Annotated in this window: 15 protein-coding genes; 4 read left to right on the forward strand and 11 right to left on the reverse strand. The window is 49.1% G+C overall.

Going from position 1 to position 22361, the window contains the following annotated elements:
- Window positions 1-25: 25 nt before the first annotated feature.
- The 6 genes from K7P01_RS31685 to K7P01_RS31710 all read right to left on the reverse strand — a co-directional run bounded on the left by K7P01_RS31685 (window position 26) and on the right by K7P01_RS31710 (window position 13022).
- The gene (locus K7P01_RS31685) at window positions 26-3718 is read right to left on the reverse strand and encodes a family 16 glycoside hydrolase (RefSeq protein ID WP_267298617.1); all 3693 of its coding nucleotides are present in this window, start codon (window positions 3716-3718) and stop codon (window positions 26-28) included.
- A gap of 592 nt (window positions 3719-4310) precedes the next feature.
- Window positions 4311-5804 carry a SusF/SusE family outer membrane protein gene (locus K7P01_RS31690; RefSeq protein WP_267298618.1) on the reverse strand — a complete coding sequence of 498 codons (1494 nt, stop codon included), beginning with the start codon at window positions 5802-5804 and terminating at the stop codon, window positions 4311-4313.
- A 36-nt stretch (window positions 5805-5840) separates the two neighbouring features.
- On the reverse strand, window positions 5841-7676 hold the full coding sequence (locus tag K7P01_RS31695) for a RagB/SusD family nutrient uptake outer membrane protein (protein ID WP_267298619.1): 1836 nt from the start codon (window positions 7674-7676) through the stop codon (window positions 5841-5843).
- 23 nt (window positions 7677-7699) lie between these two features.
- Window positions 7700-11053 carry a SusC/RagA family TonB-linked outer membrane protein gene (locus K7P01_RS31700; protein ID WP_267298620.1) on the reverse strand — a complete coding sequence of 1118 codons (3354 nt, stop codon included), beginning with the start codon at window positions 11051-11053 and terminating at the stop codon, window positions 7700-7702.
- A 218-nt stretch (window positions 11054-11271) separates the two neighbouring features.
- Complete coding sequence (locus K7P01_RS31705; protein WP_267298621.1) at window positions 11272-12354, reverse strand: FecR family protein; 1083 nt, start codon at window positions 12352-12354, stop codon at window positions 11272-11274.
- Window positions 12355-12431: 77 nt separating this feature from the next.
- On the reverse strand, window positions 12432-13022 hold the full coding sequence (locus K7P01_RS31710; protein WP_267298622.1) for an RNA polymerase sigma factor: 591 nt from the start codon (window positions 13020-13022) through the stop codon (window positions 12432-12434).
- A gap of 237 nt (window positions 13023-13259) precedes the next feature.
- Between K7P01_RS31710 and K7P01_RS31715 the strand changes: the two genes are divergently transcribed.
- From K7P01_RS31715 to K7P01_RS31730, 4 genes are all read left to right on the forward strand, one after another.
- On the forward strand, window positions 13260-14993 hold the full coding sequence (locus tag K7P01_RS31715; protein WP_267298623.1) for a glycoside hydrolase family 32 protein: 1734 nt from the start codon (window positions 13260-13262) through the stop codon (window positions 14991-14993).
- A 6-nt stretch (window positions 14994-14999) separates the two neighbouring features.
- A complete protein-coding gene (locus tag K7P01_RS31720; protein ID WP_267298624.1) occupies window positions 15000-15890 on the forward strand; it encodes a carbohydrate kinase family protein in 891 nt (296 codons plus the stop codon).
- A gap of 69 nt (window positions 15891-15959) precedes the next feature.
- The gene (locus tag K7P01_RS31725; RefSeq protein ID WP_267298625.1) at window positions 15960-16913 is read left to right on the forward strand and encodes a hypothetical protein; all 954 of its coding nucleotides are present in this window, start codon (window positions 15960-15962) and stop codon (window positions 16911-16913) included.
- A 168-nt stretch (window positions 16914-17081) separates the two neighbouring features.
- Window positions 17082-17270, forward strand: a complete 189-nt coding sequence (locus K7P01_RS31730; RefSeq protein WP_267298626.1) for a hypothetical protein — start codon at window positions 17082-17084, stop codon at window positions 17268-17270.
- Window positions 17271-17300: 30 nt separating this feature from the next.
- Here the strand turns inward: K7P01_RS31730 and K7P01_RS31735 are convergent, their stop codons facing one another.
- The 5 genes from K7P01_RS31735 to K7P01_RS31755 form a co-directional block, all read right to left on the reverse strand.
- Window positions 17301-18716, reverse strand: coding sequence for a sulfatase family protein (locus K7P01_RS31735; protein ID WP_267298627.1), 1416 nt, complete (start codon window positions 18714-18716; stop codon window positions 17301-17303).
- Between the two features lie 160 nt (window positions 18717-18876).
- Window positions 18877-19209 carry a hypothetical protein gene (locus K7P01_RS31740; RefSeq protein ID WP_267298628.1) on the reverse strand — a complete coding sequence of 111 codons (333 nt, stop codon included), beginning with the start codon at window positions 19207-19209 and terminating at the stop codon, window positions 18877-18879.
- A gap of 78 nt (window positions 19210-19287) precedes the next feature.
- Window positions 19288-20190 (reverse strand): YihY/virulence factor BrkB family protein, encoded by a 903-nt coding sequence (locus tag K7P01_RS31745; protein ID WP_267298629.1) that lies wholly within the window; start codon window positions 20188-20190, stop codon window positions 19288-19290.
- 13 nt (window positions 20191-20203) lie between these two features.
- Complete coding sequence (locus tag K7P01_RS31750; RefSeq protein WP_450091446.1) at window positions 20204-21310, reverse strand: DUF748 domain-containing protein; 1107 nt, start codon at window positions 21308-21310, stop codon at window positions 20204-20206.
- A gap of 94 nt (window positions 21311-21404) precedes the next feature.
- Window positions 21405-22229 carry a hypothetical protein gene (locus tag K7P01_RS31755; RefSeq protein WP_267298631.1) on the reverse strand — a complete coding sequence of 275 codons (825 nt, stop codon included), beginning with the start codon at window positions 22227-22229 and terminating at the stop codon, window positions 21405-21407.
- Between the last annotated feature and the right edge of the window lie 132 nt (window positions 22230-22361).

Genomic DNA, 22361 nt, shown 5'->3' on the forward strand with positions numbered 1-22361 from the left:
CATATGGGGAAGCAATTTCACCATTTTATTCCAGCTCTCGGATCTTGATATTCTTAAACGACACCCCACTGTCGTGATCTTGTAAGGCGATATGCCCCTTCCGTGCTTTACCGAATCCGGGCATATCCTTAAACTTGCTTTTGAACACCATCTCATCCCACTGCGTTGTATGCATTTCGAAGTCAGCGATTTGATAGCCGTTGAGCCAAAACTGGCATTTGCCTTTGTTTACGATCAAGCGCGCGTTATTCCACTCTCCCGCCAGATTCGTTGCCACCAGCTTGCTTTCTATCAAATCATACAGGTCGCCGGCACGATGTTTCTTAATTCTCGCATCCGGATGACAGAGATTGTCCAGCAGCTGCATTTCGGGGCCCGTCTCCCAGGGGTAGTTATACCCTTCGGTTGCGACGTTAAACATGATTCCGCTGTTACCACATTTTTCAATTTTCCAATCCAGGGCTAACTCGAAGTTTTCATATTCATCGGCAGTAATTATGTCGCCGCCCGCAACGTTATTCGGCTTGCCATATGATTTGTTCAATGTCAGAACACCGTTGCGTGCCTGCCATGCGGGTCCTGTCTTTGCTCCATTGAATGATTGCCAGCCGGACGTCGTTGTACCGTTGAAAAGCAATTTCCATCCTTCTTTTTGTTCTTGCTCGGTCAGGGTATTGACTGAAAGCGCCTTCGCCTGATTTTTAAAACCTGGCGTGCCTGCCGGTATGCTGTTGAGGGTATACCATCCTTCCGTCGACCATAGGTTTCTACCGGTGTTGCTTCTAAACACTCCCCTCAAACGTATATATACCACGTGTCCAGGTTGCATGCCTTCGATTTCGAGGAATACCTTCTTCCGGTCGGCGGAAATATTGACGGATTTGACTGTCAGGATTTTCTCATCGAGCTTTGGCCCACCGTAATCTGCAGTAGGCTTATAATACCATTGCTTGATTTCATAATCCGTTGCCGAGGTGCCATCGGTATCCGCGAGCGGTTCGGTCATTTCAATCTCCATGCCATTCGACCGGGCTCTGACGGCCAGCATTTCAAAAGCGGGATTACCCGTCCAGATCAATTTCTGAAGCCCAAACCATTTACCGCCGGCGTGCGCCCAGTTGCCAGGGTTGCCTATCATGCCGGCATATAACGCTCCGTCAGGTCCCCACACGGCACGGTTTACGCCGCCTTCAAGTCCCTGGGTGAACCGGAACACAACGCCTTGCAAATTGCCATCCACTTTCTCCATAAACACACGCTTAAATCCACCGTGCGTTACTTCCCCGTGCAACATCTGCCCTTTATAGGGGCCAACGTTAATCGGTACTGGCTGGCTGGGCGAATTGCCAATCTCGTCTTGCGGAAGCCACACGACCGGCAGCTTTTCGGTTAATAAAGCCGTCCCTACCGGATCAACGGAACGCGAACCGTACCAGGAGCCGTTGGTAATATGCACCAACTTACTGGACGGCAGCCAGTCACCCTGGTTGTCGGCAACAAATAGCTCTCCTTCTGCATTGAAATTGATTCCATTCGGCGTGCGAAGGCCACTGGCAATAAATTCATAATGCCCATCTTTCTTGGATATCTTAATTACTTTTCCGCGGTCGGGAATCTGAGGCTGTGTGCTGGCGCCACCGGGATTGATGGCCGTGGCCAGCGCCGCGTAGAAATATCCGTCTTTATAGGCTAGTCCAAACGCGAACTCGTGAAAGTTAGCGGAGACCTTCCACCCGTTGCATACTGATTCATATCGATCGATTATTCCATCCTGATCTGTATCGAGCAGCCGGGTGAGCTCGTGCTTTTGCAACACATAGATCGTATCGTTTATCACCTTGATGCCAAGCGGTTCGGCGAGGCCTGACGCGATGCGGGTTACTTTTATTTTCTCCGGCGTATGTTGCGTAACGCCTTCCAGTTTATATACCGGCCCGGTTGAATCCCAGGTACAGAGGATCAAACTGCTGTCCGACAAGAAATCCATTCCGCCGACCTTCGGCTCAAAAGAAGAAGGACGAGCCTGCTCCACCTTAAAGGATGGATGTATGCCGGCCTCATCCCGTTGATCACCGGGAATGCTTCGCACCAACTCACTGGCCGGCACATACGGTACGGACCGCTTGAATTGTGCTGTAGTGTGTACCAGGTTTTTGTCATCGATCACAGCAAACTTGCCCGCATCATGCGTGGCCCACTGCAGGGACAATGCCAGGCCGCCGCCACCCTGGTAGAAAATAATCTCTACCGCATGCTTTCCTTTTTTCAAGACGATCTCCGCTTCCTTCGCTTCTGCGGCATGAAAGCCATCATTGTCAATGAATAGTTTGTTGTCCAACCACATACGCGACCCATCATCACTCGCCAGGCGGAATACGAAGTTATCGTCCTTCTCTATAGTGATAAACCCTTTGATATGCAGCAGCATATTTTCACGCGACTTCGGAGCATTCTGGAAGCTCTCTTCATTAAAGTGTATTGACGGCGCTACCGCTGTATAGATGGGATCGGCGTGTTGGGGCAGATCGTACAGATTCGTATTTGCCGATTCGATGGTGTAAAGCGATACCGCCAGGCCGGGGTAGTCTTTATTCTTATCGTCTTTCTCAAATTCGTTCTTTTCATCCAGTTGAACCTGCGTGAAGGGCGTGGCCACACCGATACCATTATCCGGTGTCGTTTCATTCCCCATGGTTTCACCATCCAGGGATAGCACATACGAGACCATCTTCGCGGCGTCCTGTTCCATCAGATCGGGGTGTGGAGACATCGGCACAGCGCCCCAATTGCCCGCACCACCAGCGATTACTTTTTCAGCCAACATCGTCACGTTTGCTTCGGTGAATGTGTACTTTTTAGCGATGTCTACATAGGACGGCCCAACGGTTTTGACTTTTTCGTTATGGCAGGTTTTGCAATCGGAAGTTTCGATGAGCGCCGCGCCTTGCGCCAGTAGATCGCCTGGCTGAGCATCGTCTTTTTTATCGGGCTGCTCCTCAAATCCGGGGTGGAAAAATACCGTGAGGTCGGTGTTGCCCTTTTCATTCAATAGCACCTCCACCTCGGCGCCATATGTCGTCCCATCCTGACTCTTGTTTTCTCCGGAACTGATAACGTTTACTTCACCATTGCACGTGTAATCATCCGCTTGCTGCATGTTTGAGAGCATCGTTCTGATTTTGACGCGTGTATTCGCGGGGGCATTGACGACCCGGAATATACGAACCAGTCCCGGCTGATTCGATTTCGCTTCATATTCAGGTGTTTCATCGACAAAAATAGCATCGCCATTTTCATTCTCCAGTTGAAAATGAAACGTGACCTGATCGTCCTTTATACTATAGCCACGAAACTGTGGAACGACCGGAACATCCTTCCCGTTTATAACCAGATACCAGAATGAGTTGTTGTCGGGTTGTGTGAAGTAGGCATATCCTTTTGAGGAAGGTTGGGGGCCGTGATGAGTGGTATAAACGGCGCCATCGAACACGACACCACCTTTCCACGCCTTATACAGCTGGCATGCTTGCGCATCGTAGCTCACATAAAGATTGTCATGTAACGCCACGGTGACCATTCTCGGCTTGTTGTCCAATACAGATCGAAATACCCAGGGATCGCGCGGTCGTTCGATTCTATTTCCTGATTCACAGCCGGCCAATACCGCAAACAGCAACGTCGCCAGTACTACGCCTTTCACTTTACTAATTTTTGCCATTGATAAGAATGATATGAAGCTCATAGGGAAATCACCCCTTGATGTCTCCGATGTTTTTTATAAATTTGATTGGTTTTGGTTCATGAAAAATGGACACAACTATCCTCTGCGGTTTGGATACGAGCGGCAATTCATAGTCAAACCCTGAGAATCTTAATGCAAGTCGGTGATGTCCCAACGTCACCGATTTTTTTTGTATGTTGCTATTTCATAGGAACTTAGCGTTAATTGATAGATCCTGTTGACCCGGCAAAAGGAACGGCGTCAACCTATTTATAGAGTGCAAAAACCGGCCGTATTTTACTCTCTTCCTAATAGAAAAATGTAAATACTACAGGTGCAGAACGCCCCAATATACTAAACTTAGAAAAAGTGGGCGCACTTTTCGGCGCCCACTTGTACAAATCAGAGTTTTTCCAGCCGCCGCCGTTGGCCGCTATTTTCGCCGTGGTTTGTTGCCGCGTCGGAATCCGACACAGCAACCTCCGGGGTGATAGATAGTATTGCCATGAACAGAACCTGATTGGATATCCATTTCATAACTCCAATTCGCTTTATTAGAATCCCAGACATCATGTTTCGTGGATCTAAATCATTGCTTTACGATGGAAATCGTCTCTTTCAGCTGGTTGATGGTGATGGTATAAATACCATCTTCCCCTTCTTTCACCTTGAAGTTATTAATCGACGTGCCGGTAGACGTGAAGGAAAGTTGCGTTGCCATTAGACCAGCGCCGGAAGTCGGTGCAGCAAAAAAAGTAGTATTCGATGCATCTGTTGATACCGGAAACGTGAACTGGCCGCGTCCTGTCGAGCTGAGCTCGCCTGTCCAGGTAAATACATTATGGTCGTTCGGGTCCACCTCCATGGCGATTGCGTTACTGGCGTCCCATCCCGCGGCAGTTGCGTCGCCCAGAATATAAAGCTGGTCATAGGGCACGAACGGTGTTATCTGGATAAAGGGACTCGCACTGATATTGAGCAGAACTTTATATGCACCGGCATTTACAATATTCCATTTGTTATCCGGGGTAGCCTTGGGCATAAGCTTAACCTCTGTACTGGATATGCCAGCACCATCTACAGGAGGCATGTACGTATCCGCGCCCCAGTTCCCGGTAGTAGTAGGAATTTTGAATTGACCTGCAGCTAAAACCTCATTGAACTTAAACTGATAGATATTAGCAGGATCTGCTGCCATTTCATTTGGATTGCCAATATCCCATCCGTTCGGTGTCGCATTCCCCACGATCCACAATTTCGTGTAGGCCGGAGGTGTGACATCCTTAGCCTTTGGCGTCGCCGTAAACACAACCTGATTGGATTTTACCACTTTGTCACTTATAATTACACTCGCTGCAATCTGCGCTGTAACTTCGGCAGCCTTACCGACTTCCATCTTCAGTTTGTCGATCAGGATGTTATTCAGCTCCACATGGGTAAACTCTTTACTGACATCGGCTAATACATCAACCGCGGCAGTTCTTGAACCGGCCATAAGCGTGATTGTGTAGTATATAAATACATTCTTTTCCGAGCCCCAGGAAAGCGTCACCGCCTCGCCGGAAGGGTTCGCCAGATCGACGACTACATCCGTCCTCGGAACGGACAGCGTTACCTGGTCCAGCGGAGGCTCTGGAACCTTAGGCGATGGTGTGACAGCAACCGTAACGACATTCGATGATCCGGTGTTCGTTCGCGAAGTACCCTTGGCATAAACAAAAACATCGACGTTCGCCTGCTTCCCAATTTCCAAGCCAAGATCGTCTACTAATATTCTGTTCAGCTCTGCATGAATAAACTTTTTATTAACTTCGGATAAGACGTTTACTGTGTCAATCTTTCCATTCGCTGAAAAGACCAGCTGGTACTGAATAAGCGAAGACTTCTCAGCATGCCACGAGAAAGTGATCACCTCCTCTGTCGGTGTATCATAATCCAAGATCACCTCACCCTTCGAAGCCGACAAAATGCCAACGTCTACAGGTACTTGCCGTGTTTCATCATCGCTGCAGGCAAACATGGTGACGAGCAACAGCAGTGATACCAAAAAATAAAGGTGTGCTATGAAGCTATTGTTTTTCATAAATAATTCTTTTAAAGTCCAGCGACAGCCAGTTTTTTACCAAAAGGGATTTTGAACCAGGTTGGGATTCTTATCAATCTCAGATTGGGGAACGGGGAACCAGTAGTTCTTCTTTGTGAAAACCCTTTTCTGATACACCGTGCGCTTATAGAATGCGTTCGGATTATTCGGGTCATCGGAATTTTCCGTACCGAAGAAATTCATTCCCGCGAAATCTCCGTTCAAAACTTCCTCGCCGATCTTCCATCTTCGTATGTCGCTATAGCGTATACCCTCACAGTTAAGCTCTACGCGTCGTTCCCGACGAATGATCTCTCGCATGGCATCCTGGCCTGGGTCTGCCGCCAGAACAGGTATTCCGGCACGCTCACGAACCAGATTCAGATACGTCAGGATATCCGGATGTCCTGGCTCCGTCTCGTTCAGCGCTTCGGCATAATTGAGATAGGCTTCCCCTAGCCGGTAGAGAATTCCCGGTCGGTAGGGATTTGTTCCATTCCGTGGATCGTAATCCGGGTGAACCTTCTTGCGGACCAGGTAACCATTTTGGGGCGCATCCCACGTAGGCCCACCATCCGCCTGGTTTAATAAAAAGTTCGCTTTTCGGTTTTCACGACGATGCCATTGCTCATTAAACATGACCGAGATATAAAAGCGCGGCTCCCGGTTGCAATACATATTGTACGTACCTGTTAACGTTACCTTGCCCACGCTCTGAACTTCATCCCACTTTGTATTGCGAACGTCGTCTGCTGCAGAAAAGCCGTCCTCCACATACCCGGAGGCAGGATCGTCAATCGGCAAGCCATTCTTCATATAGAAAGCATCCACCAACGACTGAGTAATCCCCAACCCGCCGTTACCACCAGTACCCCGGGGTTGAGCGTGTTTATCATACTCCGATGAATTAACATCTGTCCGGGCGAATAGAATCTCTTTGTTACCGTCTGACCATTTCTTGAACAACATATTCTGGTAGGAAAGAAAGGGATCAATGCTGGCATCGTCATTATATTCATAATAGAGCTTATGGCCGGCATCATGTGCTTTCTCAATCAGCATTCTGGATGCCTCGGTGGCACGCGTCCATTTGGTCGCGTCGTAGCTGGAATTGAATAGCGGCACACCCTTGTTGTTCACGAAGCTTTCGTAGTCGGGATTGCCGTTCACCAGAGGGCTGGCGGCAAATAACAACATCCGCGCCCGCACCGCCAGGCACATGATCGAGGTAGCTCTGCCGAATTTGCTATTGTTCGTATAGGCAGCCGGCAAATTGTTGGAAAGGTCTAAAAGTTCAGCATCGATCCAGTTGATCACTTCATCAAAAGGAGTCTGACCGAGAAACAATTCTTCGGGCGACGCGTCCGCCGGAGTAAGACCGGCATGGAAGGGAATGACGCCATACATCTCCGTCATGAGCCAGTAGTAGTAAGCAATGAGAAAACGTGCTTCATACTTCATGAGGTCCACTTCTTCTTGTGTGACTTTCTGGGCCTCATTGGGTTTGACATTCTCGATGAAGATATACGCCGATCGGATCCGCTTTGGAAGTACATCCCAATAATTGGGCTCGGTGTTGGTAGGTGTCCAGTTGCCCTGTTGCCGGTCTACTACCCACCAGCCAAATTGCGCCCATCGGTACGAAGGATTTAAGTCATCCGACAAAGGATCGTAGCCAATGTGCCGGGTAAAGCCCCAGTACGGATCTGGAATACTGGAATAAACACCGGCCAGCCAGTCCTCCGTCCGAACCTTATCTTTAAAAACCATCTCCAATGTAAGTTGGTCATCGGGCATCTTGTCGAGGTAGTCCGAACACGACGTAGCCGCAATAAGCAGCATAGCCAGTAATATATACTTCGGGTAATTCATACTCGTTCTGTTAAAGGTGTGTCTTAGAATTCCAGGTTTACTCCGGCAGAGAAGGATTTCATGATAGGATATCGGAAACCGTTACCCGTGTTTATCTCCGGATCCCAGAGGTCGAATTTTGAAAGCGTCAGCAGGTTATTGCCAGAAATAAAAATCCGGGCATTCTTCGCATGCGCTTTCTCTACAAATTTCCGCGGCAGGGTGATACCGATTTCAATATGCTTCAGGCGCAGCATGCTCATATCCTTGAGCCACCAGGTAGACGGTAGATTGTTATTGCCTGTACTGGAAAATGACAACCGCGGCCAGAATGCATCCGGATTGGGGTTATCCACCGTCCAGCGATCGCTCAATACAGATTCATACACATTGCCCGCAGCACCGCCGCCGGAGCCCGGCATAAAAAAGTCGCCACCTAACACCCGATACGTCCGCGCGTTTCCCTGAAAGAAAAATCCGAAGTCGATGGTTTTGTATCGTGCATTGAGACCAAATCCATATACAATCTGCGGATCAACCGTCCCCGTCAGGGTAGTCTGGTCCACGTTCGTGATCAGACCGTCGCCATTCAGGTCGGCATATTTAATATCACCAGGACGGACCGCCCCTAGTTGAGCGGTCGGTAGTGTACTCACTAACACACCGTTTTCGATATCGGAAAAATCGGCATTCGTATATAAGCGTTCCGCTACATACCCAAAGTTTTGATCCACCGATTTACCAGTTCTCGAGCGATAAGTACCGATTACCGCTGGTGCCTCATCTTGTTCGACTATTTCATTTTTAGCATAGGTAAATGTCCCTTGCCCGGATATAAGCCATTCCGAGCTTATTTGTTTGTTGGCACTCAGCGAAAGATCTACACCATGATTCTTTACCTTGCCGTAGTTTGCATACGGTTTCTCGACGAAGCCGGCTGAGCTGGGAAGCGTCTGACGTTGCATGAAAATATCTTTGCGCTCCTCTTTAAAGAAATCGACCTGTAGCAACACGCTATTCCAAAATCCCAATTCAATGCCCAGGTTCCCCTTGGTCACCGTTTCCCACGTTAAATTTGATACACCATAGTCTCCCTCCTGCCGACCGGCCCGGAAGTAGTCATTATTAACACCCCACCGGTAATCATCCGTCTCGCCAATGGTGGAGATGTACGCAAATCGTCTAAACCTATCGTTGCCTACCTGGCCTAATGATGCTCTGAATTTTACGCGTGAGATAACATCTCTGAGTTCAGACATAAATTCTTCTTCTGTCAAAACCCAGCCCAGGGCCATGGAAGGAAAAAAACCAAACCGGTTGTTTGCTGCTAAATTCTCCGAACCGTTATATCCAAAATTTGCCTCTGCGATGTATTTACGCTTGAACGAATAGGAAACCCGCGCGGCCATACCTTGAAAGCGAAAAGGTAGTTTGTCACCATTGTCATAGTTTCGCTGGTTGTACAACAACAAACCATCTATATAGTGGTTACCGATGTTGTGACTATAGTTGAGGCTCCCCTCGACATAGACACTCTTATCGCCAAATTCGAGTTTATTGCTATGGTCCAGGAAAACTTGCCCGAATCGGTCGATATCCAGAATCAGGTCTCCATTTTCATCTCTGCCAATGGCAGGCTTGTAATAGTCCGGATCCTTTTTACGCTCCACACTGTTCGCTGAATAACGATCGAACGAAAATACCAAACGGCTTGTCAGACCGGGTACGATCGCATCCAGGTCTTGTTGAACGGAAAAAAGAGATTCGATCTTACTGGCACTTCCGCGCGCATATCCTGTCTGCGTAGCGACTGACCAGGGATTTGTCCGATCGGCGTTCACCCGCGGAATCTCGCCGCTTGAATATTGTATAGGGTGTACATGCGGCGCGGTTTGAAAGGCCTGATCAAACAAAAAGTCCATGGATTGCGGCGGGCGCGTCGTCTCTTGCAAATAACCGCCGATGTTTACCCGCAGCAATGTGGTGGGCGTAATATTGAGATCGACATTCGAGCGGATATTATACCGCTTTAATTTCATCGAAGAATCCCACTCCTGGTTCGGATCCCGTGATATTATACCCGTTTCACCATAGTGCGATCCTGTAATGGCATACCGTAGAAAATTGGTACCGCCGGATGCTGTTAAATTCACGCGGGTATTAGACGCCTGCTTGTTCGTAATCGCGTCCAGCCAATTCACGTCTGGATAGAGATCGGGATCAACTCTGTCGCGCGTATTGTTAATGCGGTCCTCGGTATAGGTTGGCAATTGGCGCGTGTCCGCCGAAATGCCATTCATCAGCTCCATATAATCCGCCGCGCCGATAAATTTCGGAAGCTTTACCGGGCTGGTAACACCTTGCTCATATCGCAGGACAATGGTGGGTTTACCTACTTCACCCCGTTTGGTATTTATAAGTACAACGCCGTTTGCGCCACGGACTCCGTATACCGCACTGGCGGACGCATCTTTTAACACGGACACAGATTCTATTTCTGCCGGGTCAATCGTATTTAAGGAACGTTCTACACCATCTATAAGCACCAGTGGCGTACGCGAACCTGCAAAAGTGGAAATGCCCCGGATCCAGAAATTCGAATCATCATAACCGGGTTCGCCCGAGCGTTGTACACCAATGATACCGGCAACCTGCCCGGCCAGATTATTGCTCATCGAGCGGGATGTACCATACTGAAGTTGCTTTTGGACATTAACGGATGAAATAGCACCCGCACTGGTATATTCTTTCTGCGTACCGTAACCGACGATTACCACCTCGTTGAGCGCCGCCACATCTGTCACCATCTTCAGGTCCACAGTAGCCTGTTCACCCACTAAGATCTCTTCTGTGCGGTAACCAATAAAAGAAAAGACGAGAATGCTTCCCTTGCCTACGCCGGCCATAGAGTACCTGCCGTCAGCATCCGTCACAGTGCCTATCAACGTTCCCTTGATCGTAACGCTCACACCGGGGAGGCCCATTCCGTCCTCGTCTGTGACTGTGCCCGTGAAGGTTTCCACGAGGTTAATAATGGAGGTTTGTTCAGCTTCATCTGCTGCACGTTTCACATTCTGCTTCGTTAAAATGATATAGTCTCCCAACAGCCGGAATTGTACATCCCTGGGAATAAATATACCCTTCAGTACATCCGACAATTTCTCGTCGTTGTACTCCACCGAAACCTCCTCGTTGACTGAAATCGTTTGCGGGTTATAGGTAAATTTTATACCCACCGATTTTTCAATCTCCAACAAAATCTGCTTAATCTTTTTTCCCTGAGTATTAACGGATATGATCTCATCCAACACGCTCTGTCCGTACGCTGTGGTGGGCCTCGCCGTCACCACTCCCGATACCAAAACTATGAGCAATACCTGTAATACTGTGAGTCTCATAATTATAAAAATCAAACCACGCTGTGTCTGACGCGTCTTCATAAATTTAGGTTTTAGGTCATAAAAAATAGACTTAACTACCCCGGGAGGATTGGATACGAGCGGCAATTCATAGTCAATCCCCAAGGTCTTAATGCAAGTCGGTGTTGTCCCAACATCACCGAGTATTTCCGTGTATTTATTACATCATAGGCAGATCATTTTTTAAGTGGTTCATTTTATTGGCAGCCAGCGCTATTGATGACAACATTTGCATCAATAATTTCATAGCTTGCTCCAATCGTTTCGCATATTATCTTGAGTTTTTCACGCAAGGATTCCGATCCCAGCGGCGCGGTTATATAGCAGTTTCTCATAACCTCCTCATTGAATATTATTTCAACGCCATAAGCAGATTCGATGGTCTGAAACGCTCTGGCGATCGGCACATTATCAAATACAAAATCTTTGGATGTGATCCCCTCCCCCAGAAACTCCGGTGACTCGATCAATGTCTTTTCAAACTGATGGTTCTTTCTTGCATAGGTAACTTGCTGGTTCGGCAACAAAATGACCCCATCCCGCTTATTATTCTTGATCACGTCGGTCGGTGCAAAGACCGATACCTTCCCCGTCTTCACCGATACGAGAATATTTTCGCCGTGCTCAGGAGACTCTATTCGGAAGCTCGTCCCCAGCACCTTGACTACGATTTCATTAGAGTGCACAATGAATGGCTTATAGGGATTCTTTGTCACATTAAAAAAAGCTTTGCCCAGCATGTATACCTGGCGAGAAGAGTCGTGCAAAAAACCTTTCTTATACTTCAGCCTGCTTTTACTCTCCAGCACGATTGTGCTACCGTCTTCCAATTGAACTTCAAGCGGCTGATCTGTCTCATTTATTCGCTCGATGAAATCATCGCCCTGCTGATTGTACGCAGACAGAGTTTGATCATGACCGGCCGGCCGTGACAGGAACCAAAAAACAATAGACGTAGAGAGGAGAAAAATAGAAACAATGGCTACTGCCCAGGTCATTTTTGAGCCAGTGCCTTGGGGGGAGCGTGTTGTTTTTGCCTCTACCCGATCCTGTATTTTAGCCCAGATGGAATCGACCTGCGCACGGTCATAGTCAATTCCTTCTGCCGCTTTTAAATTAAGAACCAACGCCCGGGCCTTCTCAACTTTTGCCTTTATGTCGGGGTGGGTGGAGATATATAAATCCCAATACTTGACAGCTTCTGGATCGGATTGTTTGACCCAATCTATAAAGCTTTCATTTGAAGCAAGATCTTCAACGGTAAGATTTTTGTGGTCCATTCGGTGTGTTATAGTTCTACTTGCTAAGCGCTTTCAAACATATAGTGCACGAAACGGCCAGGTTTTACTCTCCTAACTCAAAAAAAAATTAAAAAAAAGAGAAAACTGGTGACCGACACCTTTAGGTTAAGCTTGAGCTTGCGGATGGCTATGAATATGAAATTGCAGGCTGACTGATAGTTTACGCCCATTATCTTAGCAATTTCCTCGTTCGAAAAGTCATGATAGTAGCGAAGGTTGATCGCTTCCTGCTGTCTTTGCGGTAGCTGCCTGATAAGCGTTCTGAGGTTTTCCATTTGCTCGGACTGTACCTCAAAACGTATTAATTTGCTTTCATGCGAAGGTGACGCCAGGTTTTCGAACATCCCAACATCCAGCGTATTGATAAAATCGTTCGACTTTGCGTTCCGCTGAATTTTGTAGCGAAGCGCCTTAAATAGGTAAAACTTAATAGAGTTAGGCTCGGTAATGCGTTCCCGGGTATTCCACAATTCAAAAAACAGATCTTGAATGCTATCCTCCACGAGTGTACGGTCCCTCGATATTTTGCTGCCATAGTTCAGCAACTCGCCAGCATAAAAGCGGTATAAGGCGGCAAATGCGTTTTTGTCTCCCTCCTTAAATGAACGCCAGATGTTATCGTCGAGCTGCGTATTGCCTTTGGACATACTACACCGTTTAAGGGTACTTCTACGCAATTTAAAATAAAGTTCCGTTTCCGCAAACGTTTTAGCACGCATTCGCATTTTTCGTAGCTTTAGAGCGTAACGATCACCCCATGCTCATGATCACACTTTCCCGGACGCTGGCGCCGCTGTTGGTGCTCGCGCTGCTCATGACGGCGTACCAAAACTTGCAGAAAGACTTAGGAACAGGTAAATAAAAACAGAAGCAAATCTAAACACATGAGACGTATACTTTTTACTGTGTGCTGCATGGCCTTCGTATGGGAAGCACTTGCTCAAACACCTTCCGAAATTAAAAAAATAAAGATCAGGAAAGGCGATCTATACCTGAACCTTCCCGTCAACGCTGCCGATCCGTCAGTAGAGGCCACCGTTACGGTGGACGGGAAACTACTCGACCGGTTCACGATCAACCTCGCCAAAGGCGCCCCGCAGTTCTGGACATACGTCGACGTCTCGGCATACCAGGGAAAGACATTGCAGATAATGCTGAAAGAGCGTGATGGTAAGACCACAGCGAGCGGCCGGTTGAATAACGTCGCAACCGGTGCTACGTATCCCGGGCAGGACAGCGTTTACAAAGAAAAGGCTCGCCCACAGGTTCATTTCTCCGCGCAACGTGGATGGATCAATGACCCCAACGGCCTGTTGTTTCACGATGGAGAATATCACCTGTTCTTCCAGCACAACCCGTACGGATGGCCTTGGGGAAATATGCACTGGGGACACGCCGTAAGCACCGACCTCCTCCACTGGAAGCAGCTGAAAGAAGCTATCCTTCCTGTAGTGAAAGAAGGCGTTGTGGACGATGCTGCGTTCTCCGGCACAGCTACTCTTGATCCTAACAACACCGCGGGCTTCCGCAAGAACGGCATAGACCCGATCATCGCAACGTACACCAGCACCGGGCGTGGCGAGTGCATTCAACTTAGTTATGACAACGGCAGGACGTTTGAAGATTATGCCGGCAATCCTGTCTTGAAGCATCGCGGCGAAGGCCGTGACCCAAAGGTATTTTGGTATACCCCCGGCAAACATTGGGTGATGGTAGTGTGGGATGCGAGCGTTCCCAAAAAGATGAGCGTGGGACAGGAAGTCATGGTGCGCGAGCATTCGATCTATACCTCATCCGATCTGAAAAAGTGGACGTACCAGTCGGGCGTAGAAGGATTCTTTGAGTGCCCCGATCTCTTCGAGCTGCCCGTGGGAGGAAAGCAAGGCGTAAAAAAATGGGTCATGTATGATGCCAATGGCCGCTACGTTGTCGGTGACTTCAATGGCAAGGTGTTCACCGTAGAACAGCACTTCACAAAGTATGAGCACGGCGGAGGATATTTCTACGCCGCGCAAACGTTCAATCACGCCCCCAACAACCGGAGAATCCAGATCGGCTGGGGTCGGGACATCACGCATCCCAATATGCCGTTCAACCAGGCCATGCTGTTCCCGACGGAGCTTACCCTTCGCATGACGGATTCGGGTTATCGCCTGTGCCCTACTCCGATCAAAGAGATCAGCACCTTGCACAAAAACAGCCAACGTGTGAACGACAAGGTAGTAAATGCCGGCAATAATGCCAGCGTAACTGTAACCGCGGATGCCCCTGTGCACATTGTGGCAGAATTTGAGCGCGGAAATGTACCGATGACATTGAATATATTCGGAAACGAGATACGATTCGATAACGAGTGGACCTTCTCAGCCACCACCGCCAGAAACGAGCCTCCCGTAGTATACGCCCCCCAATCTGCTACCTTCAAAATAGAAGCGATCGTCGACAAAAACATACTGGAATTTTTTATCAACGACGGCGAGCTGTACTACGTAACAGCATTCAATGGCAGAAAGAACGACAAAGTAGAAGCACTGGCGACCGACCGTGATCCTACCCGTAAGTTCTTCGTCAAAAAGCTGGAGGTTCATGAGCTAAATTCGATCTGGACCACAAAGTAAACCGCCATGAGTATTCGTTCTTTAGCATACGGTGAGATCCTGTGGGATATCATCGAAGGCGAACCCTTCCTGGGAGGGGCGCCGTTTAATTTCGCAAGCCACCTGGCGCGATTCGGCGCCACATCGTATATCATTTCACGCGTGGGCAATGATGACTTGGGTAAAAAGGCCACTACCATGGCTCTTCAATATGGTGTCGACACACGCTACATCCAGCAAGACGCAACATTGCCGACGGGAACTGTGGAGGTAATACTGCGGAACGGCCAGCCCGATTATACCATTTTTGAGAACGTTGCCTACGATAACATTCAGTATCAGGAGTTCGCGGAGAAGCCGGACACCGTCAGTTTCAATGTATTTTACTTTGGCTCGCTGATCCAGCGAAACAGCGCGTCTGCGCTAACACTGAAAAGCATTTTGAGCAACTATCGCTTCCAACACGTTTTTTATGATGTCAACTTACGGAAAGGCGGATACTCAAAAACCATCATTCACGAATCGCTTGCCAAATGTACCATCCTGAAGCTGAACATAGACGAGGTACCCGTGGTATCAGAAATGCTCTTTGATCAAACGCAAGATATCAAGAGTTTTGCTAAGCGAATCTCTGTAAAATATGAGATCTCTGTTGTTATCATCACTGCCGCCGACAAAGGGTGCTTTGTATTTCACCAGGGTATACTTCACGAGGTGGCAGGCATTCAGATCGATCTACGCGACGGCGTCGGAGCAGGCGATGCTTTCAGTGCCGCCTTTGTCTATAGCTATGTGAACGGAAAGGATGTTGCGGAGGCCGCCCGGATCGCCAATCGCATAGGTGCCTTTGTCGCCAGTAGGCAAGGCCCCATACCCGATTATCCAGACGAGATCATTCATCTTGTCACTGCCTCGTGATAGGTCTATACAAATCTCCAATATCATATTTAGATCGAATTTGTTATTTTTACTGTAACCTAAAAAAGTATGCGAATCCTCCTCCTGACGTTATCCGGAATGCTCACAATCCACGTTGCCTTCGGACAAAAAAACATTACCAATACCCGCACAGACAAACATCAACAGGTTGCCGGCACCAAGGTGGCGTTGATCCCGCCGGCAGACTTCACTCCCTCAACGACGTTCCCTGGCTTTCAGCAAACAGACAAGGCTTCGTCGATCATGGTCATCGAAGCGCCGGGCCCTTTCCGGGAAGTTTCCCAGGCCTTTACGCCCGAGGGACTCAAGACCAAACAGATGGTCCAGATAACCCGCGAGGACGTTACCATCAACGAAAAAAAAGGCATCCTGCTAAAAACCGAACAGCAGGCACACGGTATTACCTATACAAAATATGTCCTGCTGTTCGGGGATGACGAAGGCTCTATCATGATAAACGGCACATTCCCGAAGCAGCTCCCCACCCTGGAAGCACCGGTGAAGGAGGCCCTGTTGTCGGTATTTCACGATGGAGCGCTTGTCGTGGACCCACTGGCTTCTGCTCCCTTCGCCATTGACGTACAGGGTACCAAGCTGAAGTTCGCCACGAGTACGGCCGGTGCATTACTGTTTACGCCAGATGGCAAGGTGCCGTCCCTCTCTGCCGACCAAACGATGTTTACAGCTGGCCGCGCGCTGGGAAACTACCATGCTGTCGATAAAAAACAGGCAGCTATCACACGGCTCAAACAGCTGCCACTGGAGAACATCAAGTTCAACGACAGTCAAATAAAAGAGATTGAGATAGACGGTTTGACCGGCTACGCGATCGTCGTGGAAGCCAACGACAAGACCAGCACAACAAACGACGCCGTAGTGGTTTACCAAGCCATGCTATTCACGGACAACAGCTATTTCCTCCTACTCGGCAAGGCAAACAAAGACTACGACACCAACGTCGCACTGTTTCAGAAAATAGCGGCAACATTCAAGCAGAAGTAGCATTACATACATGCAACATTACAACCTCAAACGGCTGGATGCAGGAACCCGCCTTGGCACCATGTTCCTCGACCATATGACGATGAGTTTCGTCTTACCAGTGCACTCAAGTGTTTTATCCGAAACCTCACGATCATCGCGTGGCCTATCGAGGGAATCGTAGCGCTCGTGAACAACGAGCGAAGGATCGGCGACTTTATTGCAGGAACAAAATTGATACCATTCGACCCGGAGCAACACAATACGCAACCCAACTGGATATTGATGCTGGTTGCCCTGATCGCTTCCATGGCATTTACATACCTGGCACTATTCTTTCCCTTCGAAATATTCCTGCGGACGCGTGGGCTGCTTTAGAAATTGTCGTGCGTCTATCAAACCAAAGACCTACTTAAACCGATAATTCGCCGCCATTGCCGTAAGCCTCTTCACCACATCCGGGTGTTGACCTGCCACATCATGCTGCTCGGAAGGATCCGTTTCAAGATCAAACAATAAACCGGCAGTTGCTTTCACACCGGTCTTCACGCCTGGAAATTCAGTGGCCTTGGGTTGCTCGAACGGCGCCAATATAGTAACGCCGTCAGGCAGGCGTGGGTCCACCCAGGTAGCGTCGCTTGGCAGCGTGGCCGACTCGGGAGAGCGGATGTGAAGCTTCCATTTTCCACTGCGCACAGTTTGGACCTTGTCATTATAAAAAGAAAAGAGAGCCTCGTGCGGCGTTGCTGCGGCAGATGTGAAAAGTGGAAAGATATCTTTTCCATCCAGTACCAGGTCCTTGGGCAAGGGTAGTCGTGCCACAGCAGCCAGCGTGGGCAATAGGTCAATCACTCCCGTAGGCTGTGCGTTAACGTGGCCCGCCGGAATCTTCCCACGCCAGCGGGCGATAAACGGTACGCGGATGCCTCCTTCCCAGTTCTGCGACTTCATGCCCCGCAGTCCCCCGGTACTACCGCCAAACCAGGGACCATTGTCCGACACGAAGATCACCAGGGTACTATCGTCCAGACCCGTGTCAGCCAGTTTCTTCATCACCTCGCCGATTGACCAGTCCAGTTCCCGCATAGCGTCCGCATAAAGATCTTCTTTTGTGGCTGGGGTATAAAACTCCTCCGACGCCGTAAGCGGTTTGTGCGGCATGGCGTGTGCCAGGTATAGAAAGAACGGTTTTCCCTTATGCTGCCCGATATAATCCGTCGCATACCGGGTATATCGCTTCGTGAGCGTAGTCTGTACAACGGGGTGCTCCACGACCGAATCGTTTTCCATCAGCAGCACGGGCCGCATGTCGTTCGAATACGGAATGCCATAGTAAACGTCGAAGCCATGACGTGTCGGGTAAAACGGAGGCTTGTGGCCCAGGTGCCACTTACCGATAATGCCAGTGGCATATCCGGAAGCTTTAAAAAGCTCACTTAGCAACACCTGCTCGTCAGAGATGCCCAGGTTATCGCCGCCGCGAAATGTTTGAAAGCTGCTGTTCACTTTCTCGGGATTAGGATTCAGGATCAGTCCATGACGTGCAGGATAACGACCGGTGAGCAGGGAAGCCCGCGTAGGCGCACAATAGGGCGTCGGTGTATAAAAATGGGTGAGCTTTGCCCCTTCCGTCGCGAGGCGATCAATATTCGGCGTCTGCCACGGGGGATTACCGAACGACGACAAGTCCCCGTAGCCCAGGTCGTCGGCCAGGATCAATATTACGTTAGGTCTACCCGGTGTTGGAGTTTTAGTTGTGACCGACTGCGCACCAGCCGGCACGCAAATTCCCAGCGCCAGCACGATGGTGGATACAATTCTCATTTTTTCCTGCTGTTAAATAAAGACGAAGCCATGACCCGACGACTATCGGGCCAAACGATCAATTGGTGGGATTGAAATCTACTAACTTACTGGGCAAATATAGAGGTTGGACAATGCAATGCAAAAGAATCTGACTTTTTAGCCCGCTTGTATAACAGTACTAAAAACAGGACTGAGCGGTGTCGAAGGTTTCCACGCCGTCCGGTTGGAGCGGCCGGGACGGTTGTGTTGAACGAAAAAAAGACGCGTCCTTCCATCGCTGGCAGACAGCATTATAAAGGCCCTTAACCTCGCAAACCTTTGCCACCACACTCGCGGGATACGCCCAATTGGCCTGCACGCTGGCATGCCCGATCAAATGAACCGATTCAGCTGCCAGCCGATCGTCGGGCTGTGTGTCAAAGACATCGCCATAGGAGCATACAAAAACCAACAGAAGGGTTCCAGCGATGAGCGCCACGGGGCGATAGAAGCGTTTTCTAAGAAGGGTCATAATCTGGTCGTTGTACTATATAGTACCGAAATACCCCCTAAGGGCTGGAATACCTCCATCTTCATGGCGGTCGGGGAATCAGGTGGCCGGCGCCGTCGACATAGCATCACTGTCCGGTTCTACATGCCGTCCATGCGCCTCCGCATACACCTGCGTAAACTCTGCACCAAACAATACGATCAGCCCGGCATAGGAAACCCATAGCATGATGAGTATGACTGTTCCCGCCGCGCCATAGGCAGAGCCTGGATTTGTATTGCCGAAATAAAGACCTAAGGCAAACTTTGCCAATACGAAAAGAATAGCCGTCAAAAATGCGCCGACCCAGACGTCGCGCCAGCGAATCCTGGCATCCGGAAGAAATTTGAAAATCGAAGCAAACAAAAGCGTGATGACCCCCACTGAAACAGCGATATCGAGAACATAAAATACAACCGCGAACGCTTCCGATAGCATACTATTCACCCAATCGCTCGCCGCGGTGAGTGCTGCCGAAAGGAACAACGAAACCAACAACAAGAATCCAACGACCAGAATCAATCCAAACGAAAAAACCCGGTCCTTCACCAACTTCAGGATTTTATCTTTTGGCTTCGGCTTTACATCCCACATTCTGTTAAGCACCTGCTGCATCTGGTAAAATACACCAGTCGCGCCAAACAGCAAGGTTGCTATACTTAATACAGTTGACAGTAAGGTGCCTTTACTTTTGCTCCCCTCCAGGATCATCGCTTCAATATCCTTCGCACTGTCTTGCCCTACCAGGCCACTAATCTGACCGCTGACCTGGTGGGTCACGGCATCAGCCCCAAAAATAGCGCCGGCCAGATTGATAATGATAACCAAAAGCCCGGGAAGTGAAAAGATAGTATAGTATGCAATGATAACACTGTTATTAAAAGGCTCCCGATCATTCCAACGCAAGAAGGTTTGTTTGAGGAGCCCCCAGAATGACGAAATTCCTTTCGACAATTTATTCATAGCAGAAGTGTTGTCAGTTCTTCCGTTTGTCCAGATAACCTTGCAAAAGATCGCCGGTGACCGCACGCGCGCTCTTCCAGAGCGTACGACCACTGATAACGTTATCCAACGATGGCTTAACGGATCGTATAAACGCATTTTTTACTATGCCGAGTAATGCCGCGCCCACGCTTACATTCGGATTCTCCAGTGTTCCCTGGAAAGGGATTTTCGTAGCAACCTCCCCTTTCCGTTGATTTTCGAGCAGCTTGAGCGCCAGGGACACGCCACGCTCCCACATTTTTTGTAAAAAGCCATCGCGCCGGTCCGATGCACCGGTAAAGTCCAGGTCCTTGAAGATCGGCTTTATGTAGCCCTTGAAAGCGCCGCCCGCCAGGCCCATCTCTGCATAAACATCCAGCCTGCCGTGGCTGACATCCACGCGGGCATAACGTCGCAGAAAGTTATTAAGCAATACCAGGTCCAAGCCCTGAAGCTCCAACGTGACGGCGAACGTCAACGTGTCGGCCAGCGGCAGAAGGTTAGCATGAAGAACAGCATGGCCTTCGTATACTGTTGCCGTTGCTTCTATGGGTGAAATGTGTTTTGGTATCGAGCGATTTGTCAGACTGTGAAGGCTGAGGTATAAGGATGTGATCGGAACATCGGCTTGCACATCCGCAACGGTGCCGATATACTGAAAGTATCCGTCCCGCACTTCGATGTCCGCATGAAACGCGGGAAGCTTCCCCAACAGCGTTTTCAGATTGGCGGGTTCTTTACCAGGAGCTACCACCGTTTCAGGATTCTTATCTTCGACCATCACAACGCGTGGCTCGTTCACCTGAATGGTCAAATCCCGCATGTGCCGGAAAAGTGCCGACAATCGATAAGCGATGACAATGTGGGGAATGAAAACAACAGGCTCTTGCCCAGGCGCACGACGGCTGTCCATTCGAAGATCGTACACATTGACCGTACTGGTGAAAAGATTGATACTGACACGATCTACCTGCCCTGTAAAGTCGTCCAGGCCGCGCAATATTCGGTTAAACTTCCTGCGAAGAACAATTGGCAGTGATACAACTACTACAGCGACTGCCAATACAATTATTGCCGTTATGGAGAGCGCCCATATCATGACAACTGACAAAAAAATACCGTGCCTATCGGATTGCGATAAGCACGGTATTGTGCGTAGTGCTCTATACGAGCTTCATTCGCTAGAATGTTTCTTACGACTGTCGTCTCATAGGAATATTGAAGCCAGCCGACAGAATGAACTGTGTCGAAAAGAAATGGTGCTGAGCACGTCCCCGTTCGTACAGCTTGACATCGGTATAGTTGGCAAAGGATTCCCGAATGGATGGCTCCACAAAGAAATATTCAAAAAAGTCGTAGTGTATAGCAGCACCGGTACCAATCACCCAGCCTGAAAAACGGAAAGGCCCGTCGTTATGTTTGCCCATGATGTTGGACTCCGTCTTCGGCACCAACGCACCACCACCCAGGCGCGCTACCGCGCTGAGCTTGTGCCTCTGGTTCTTAGACGTTTTCAGCGTATACCGCTTCAGTAAGCTGATCATTAGGTAATTGTTACCGTTGGTGTGCTCGAGATGAACGAAGTCCCGCGTAACCACCGTATCACGGTCGTAATACTGATCGTCGATCCATCCCTTCATATGCAATGTCTGGTTGTCGCGCATTACATACTTCAAGTGGTTCCAGCTTACTTCAATGCCCAGGTCGTGCCTGTCGTTGAAAAAATAACCAGCGCTGACAACGTACTGCGGTACGGTGGGAGCAGTCTTAAAAAAATTATCCCAGTCCGGCTGATCTTTGGCCTTCGCGTGATAGAAGGTGAAGTCGTAATTCCCAGTCTGCCGGTCCAGGAAACGGATCGTACTGTTGGTGTATACATCCCGGTGATATCCCCAGTTGAAAAAGAATGTACCGTGTAGGCCCTTTTTCACCGCCGCCGAAGACGCTCCTTCGAGCTGTGCGTACAGAGACTGGGTGAATGACAAAACAAAAACAAGTGAAATGATTAAACGTCGCATGGAATCAAGCCCTTCGTGAAAACGGGCGCAAATAAAGGGAATATTTTACTCAAAATGAGTATCCCTTCGATCATAAGAAATATTTATGTGTATTAAATAACTCAAATTGGGGAGCAATCCTGATATCGCAAA

The sequence above is a fragment of the Parachryseolinea silvisoli genome (assembly GCF_021190955.1).
GTDB classification, from domain to species: Bacteria; Bacteroidota; Bacteroidia; order Cytophagales; family Cyclobacteriaceae; genus Ohtaekwangia; species Ohtaekwangia silvisoli.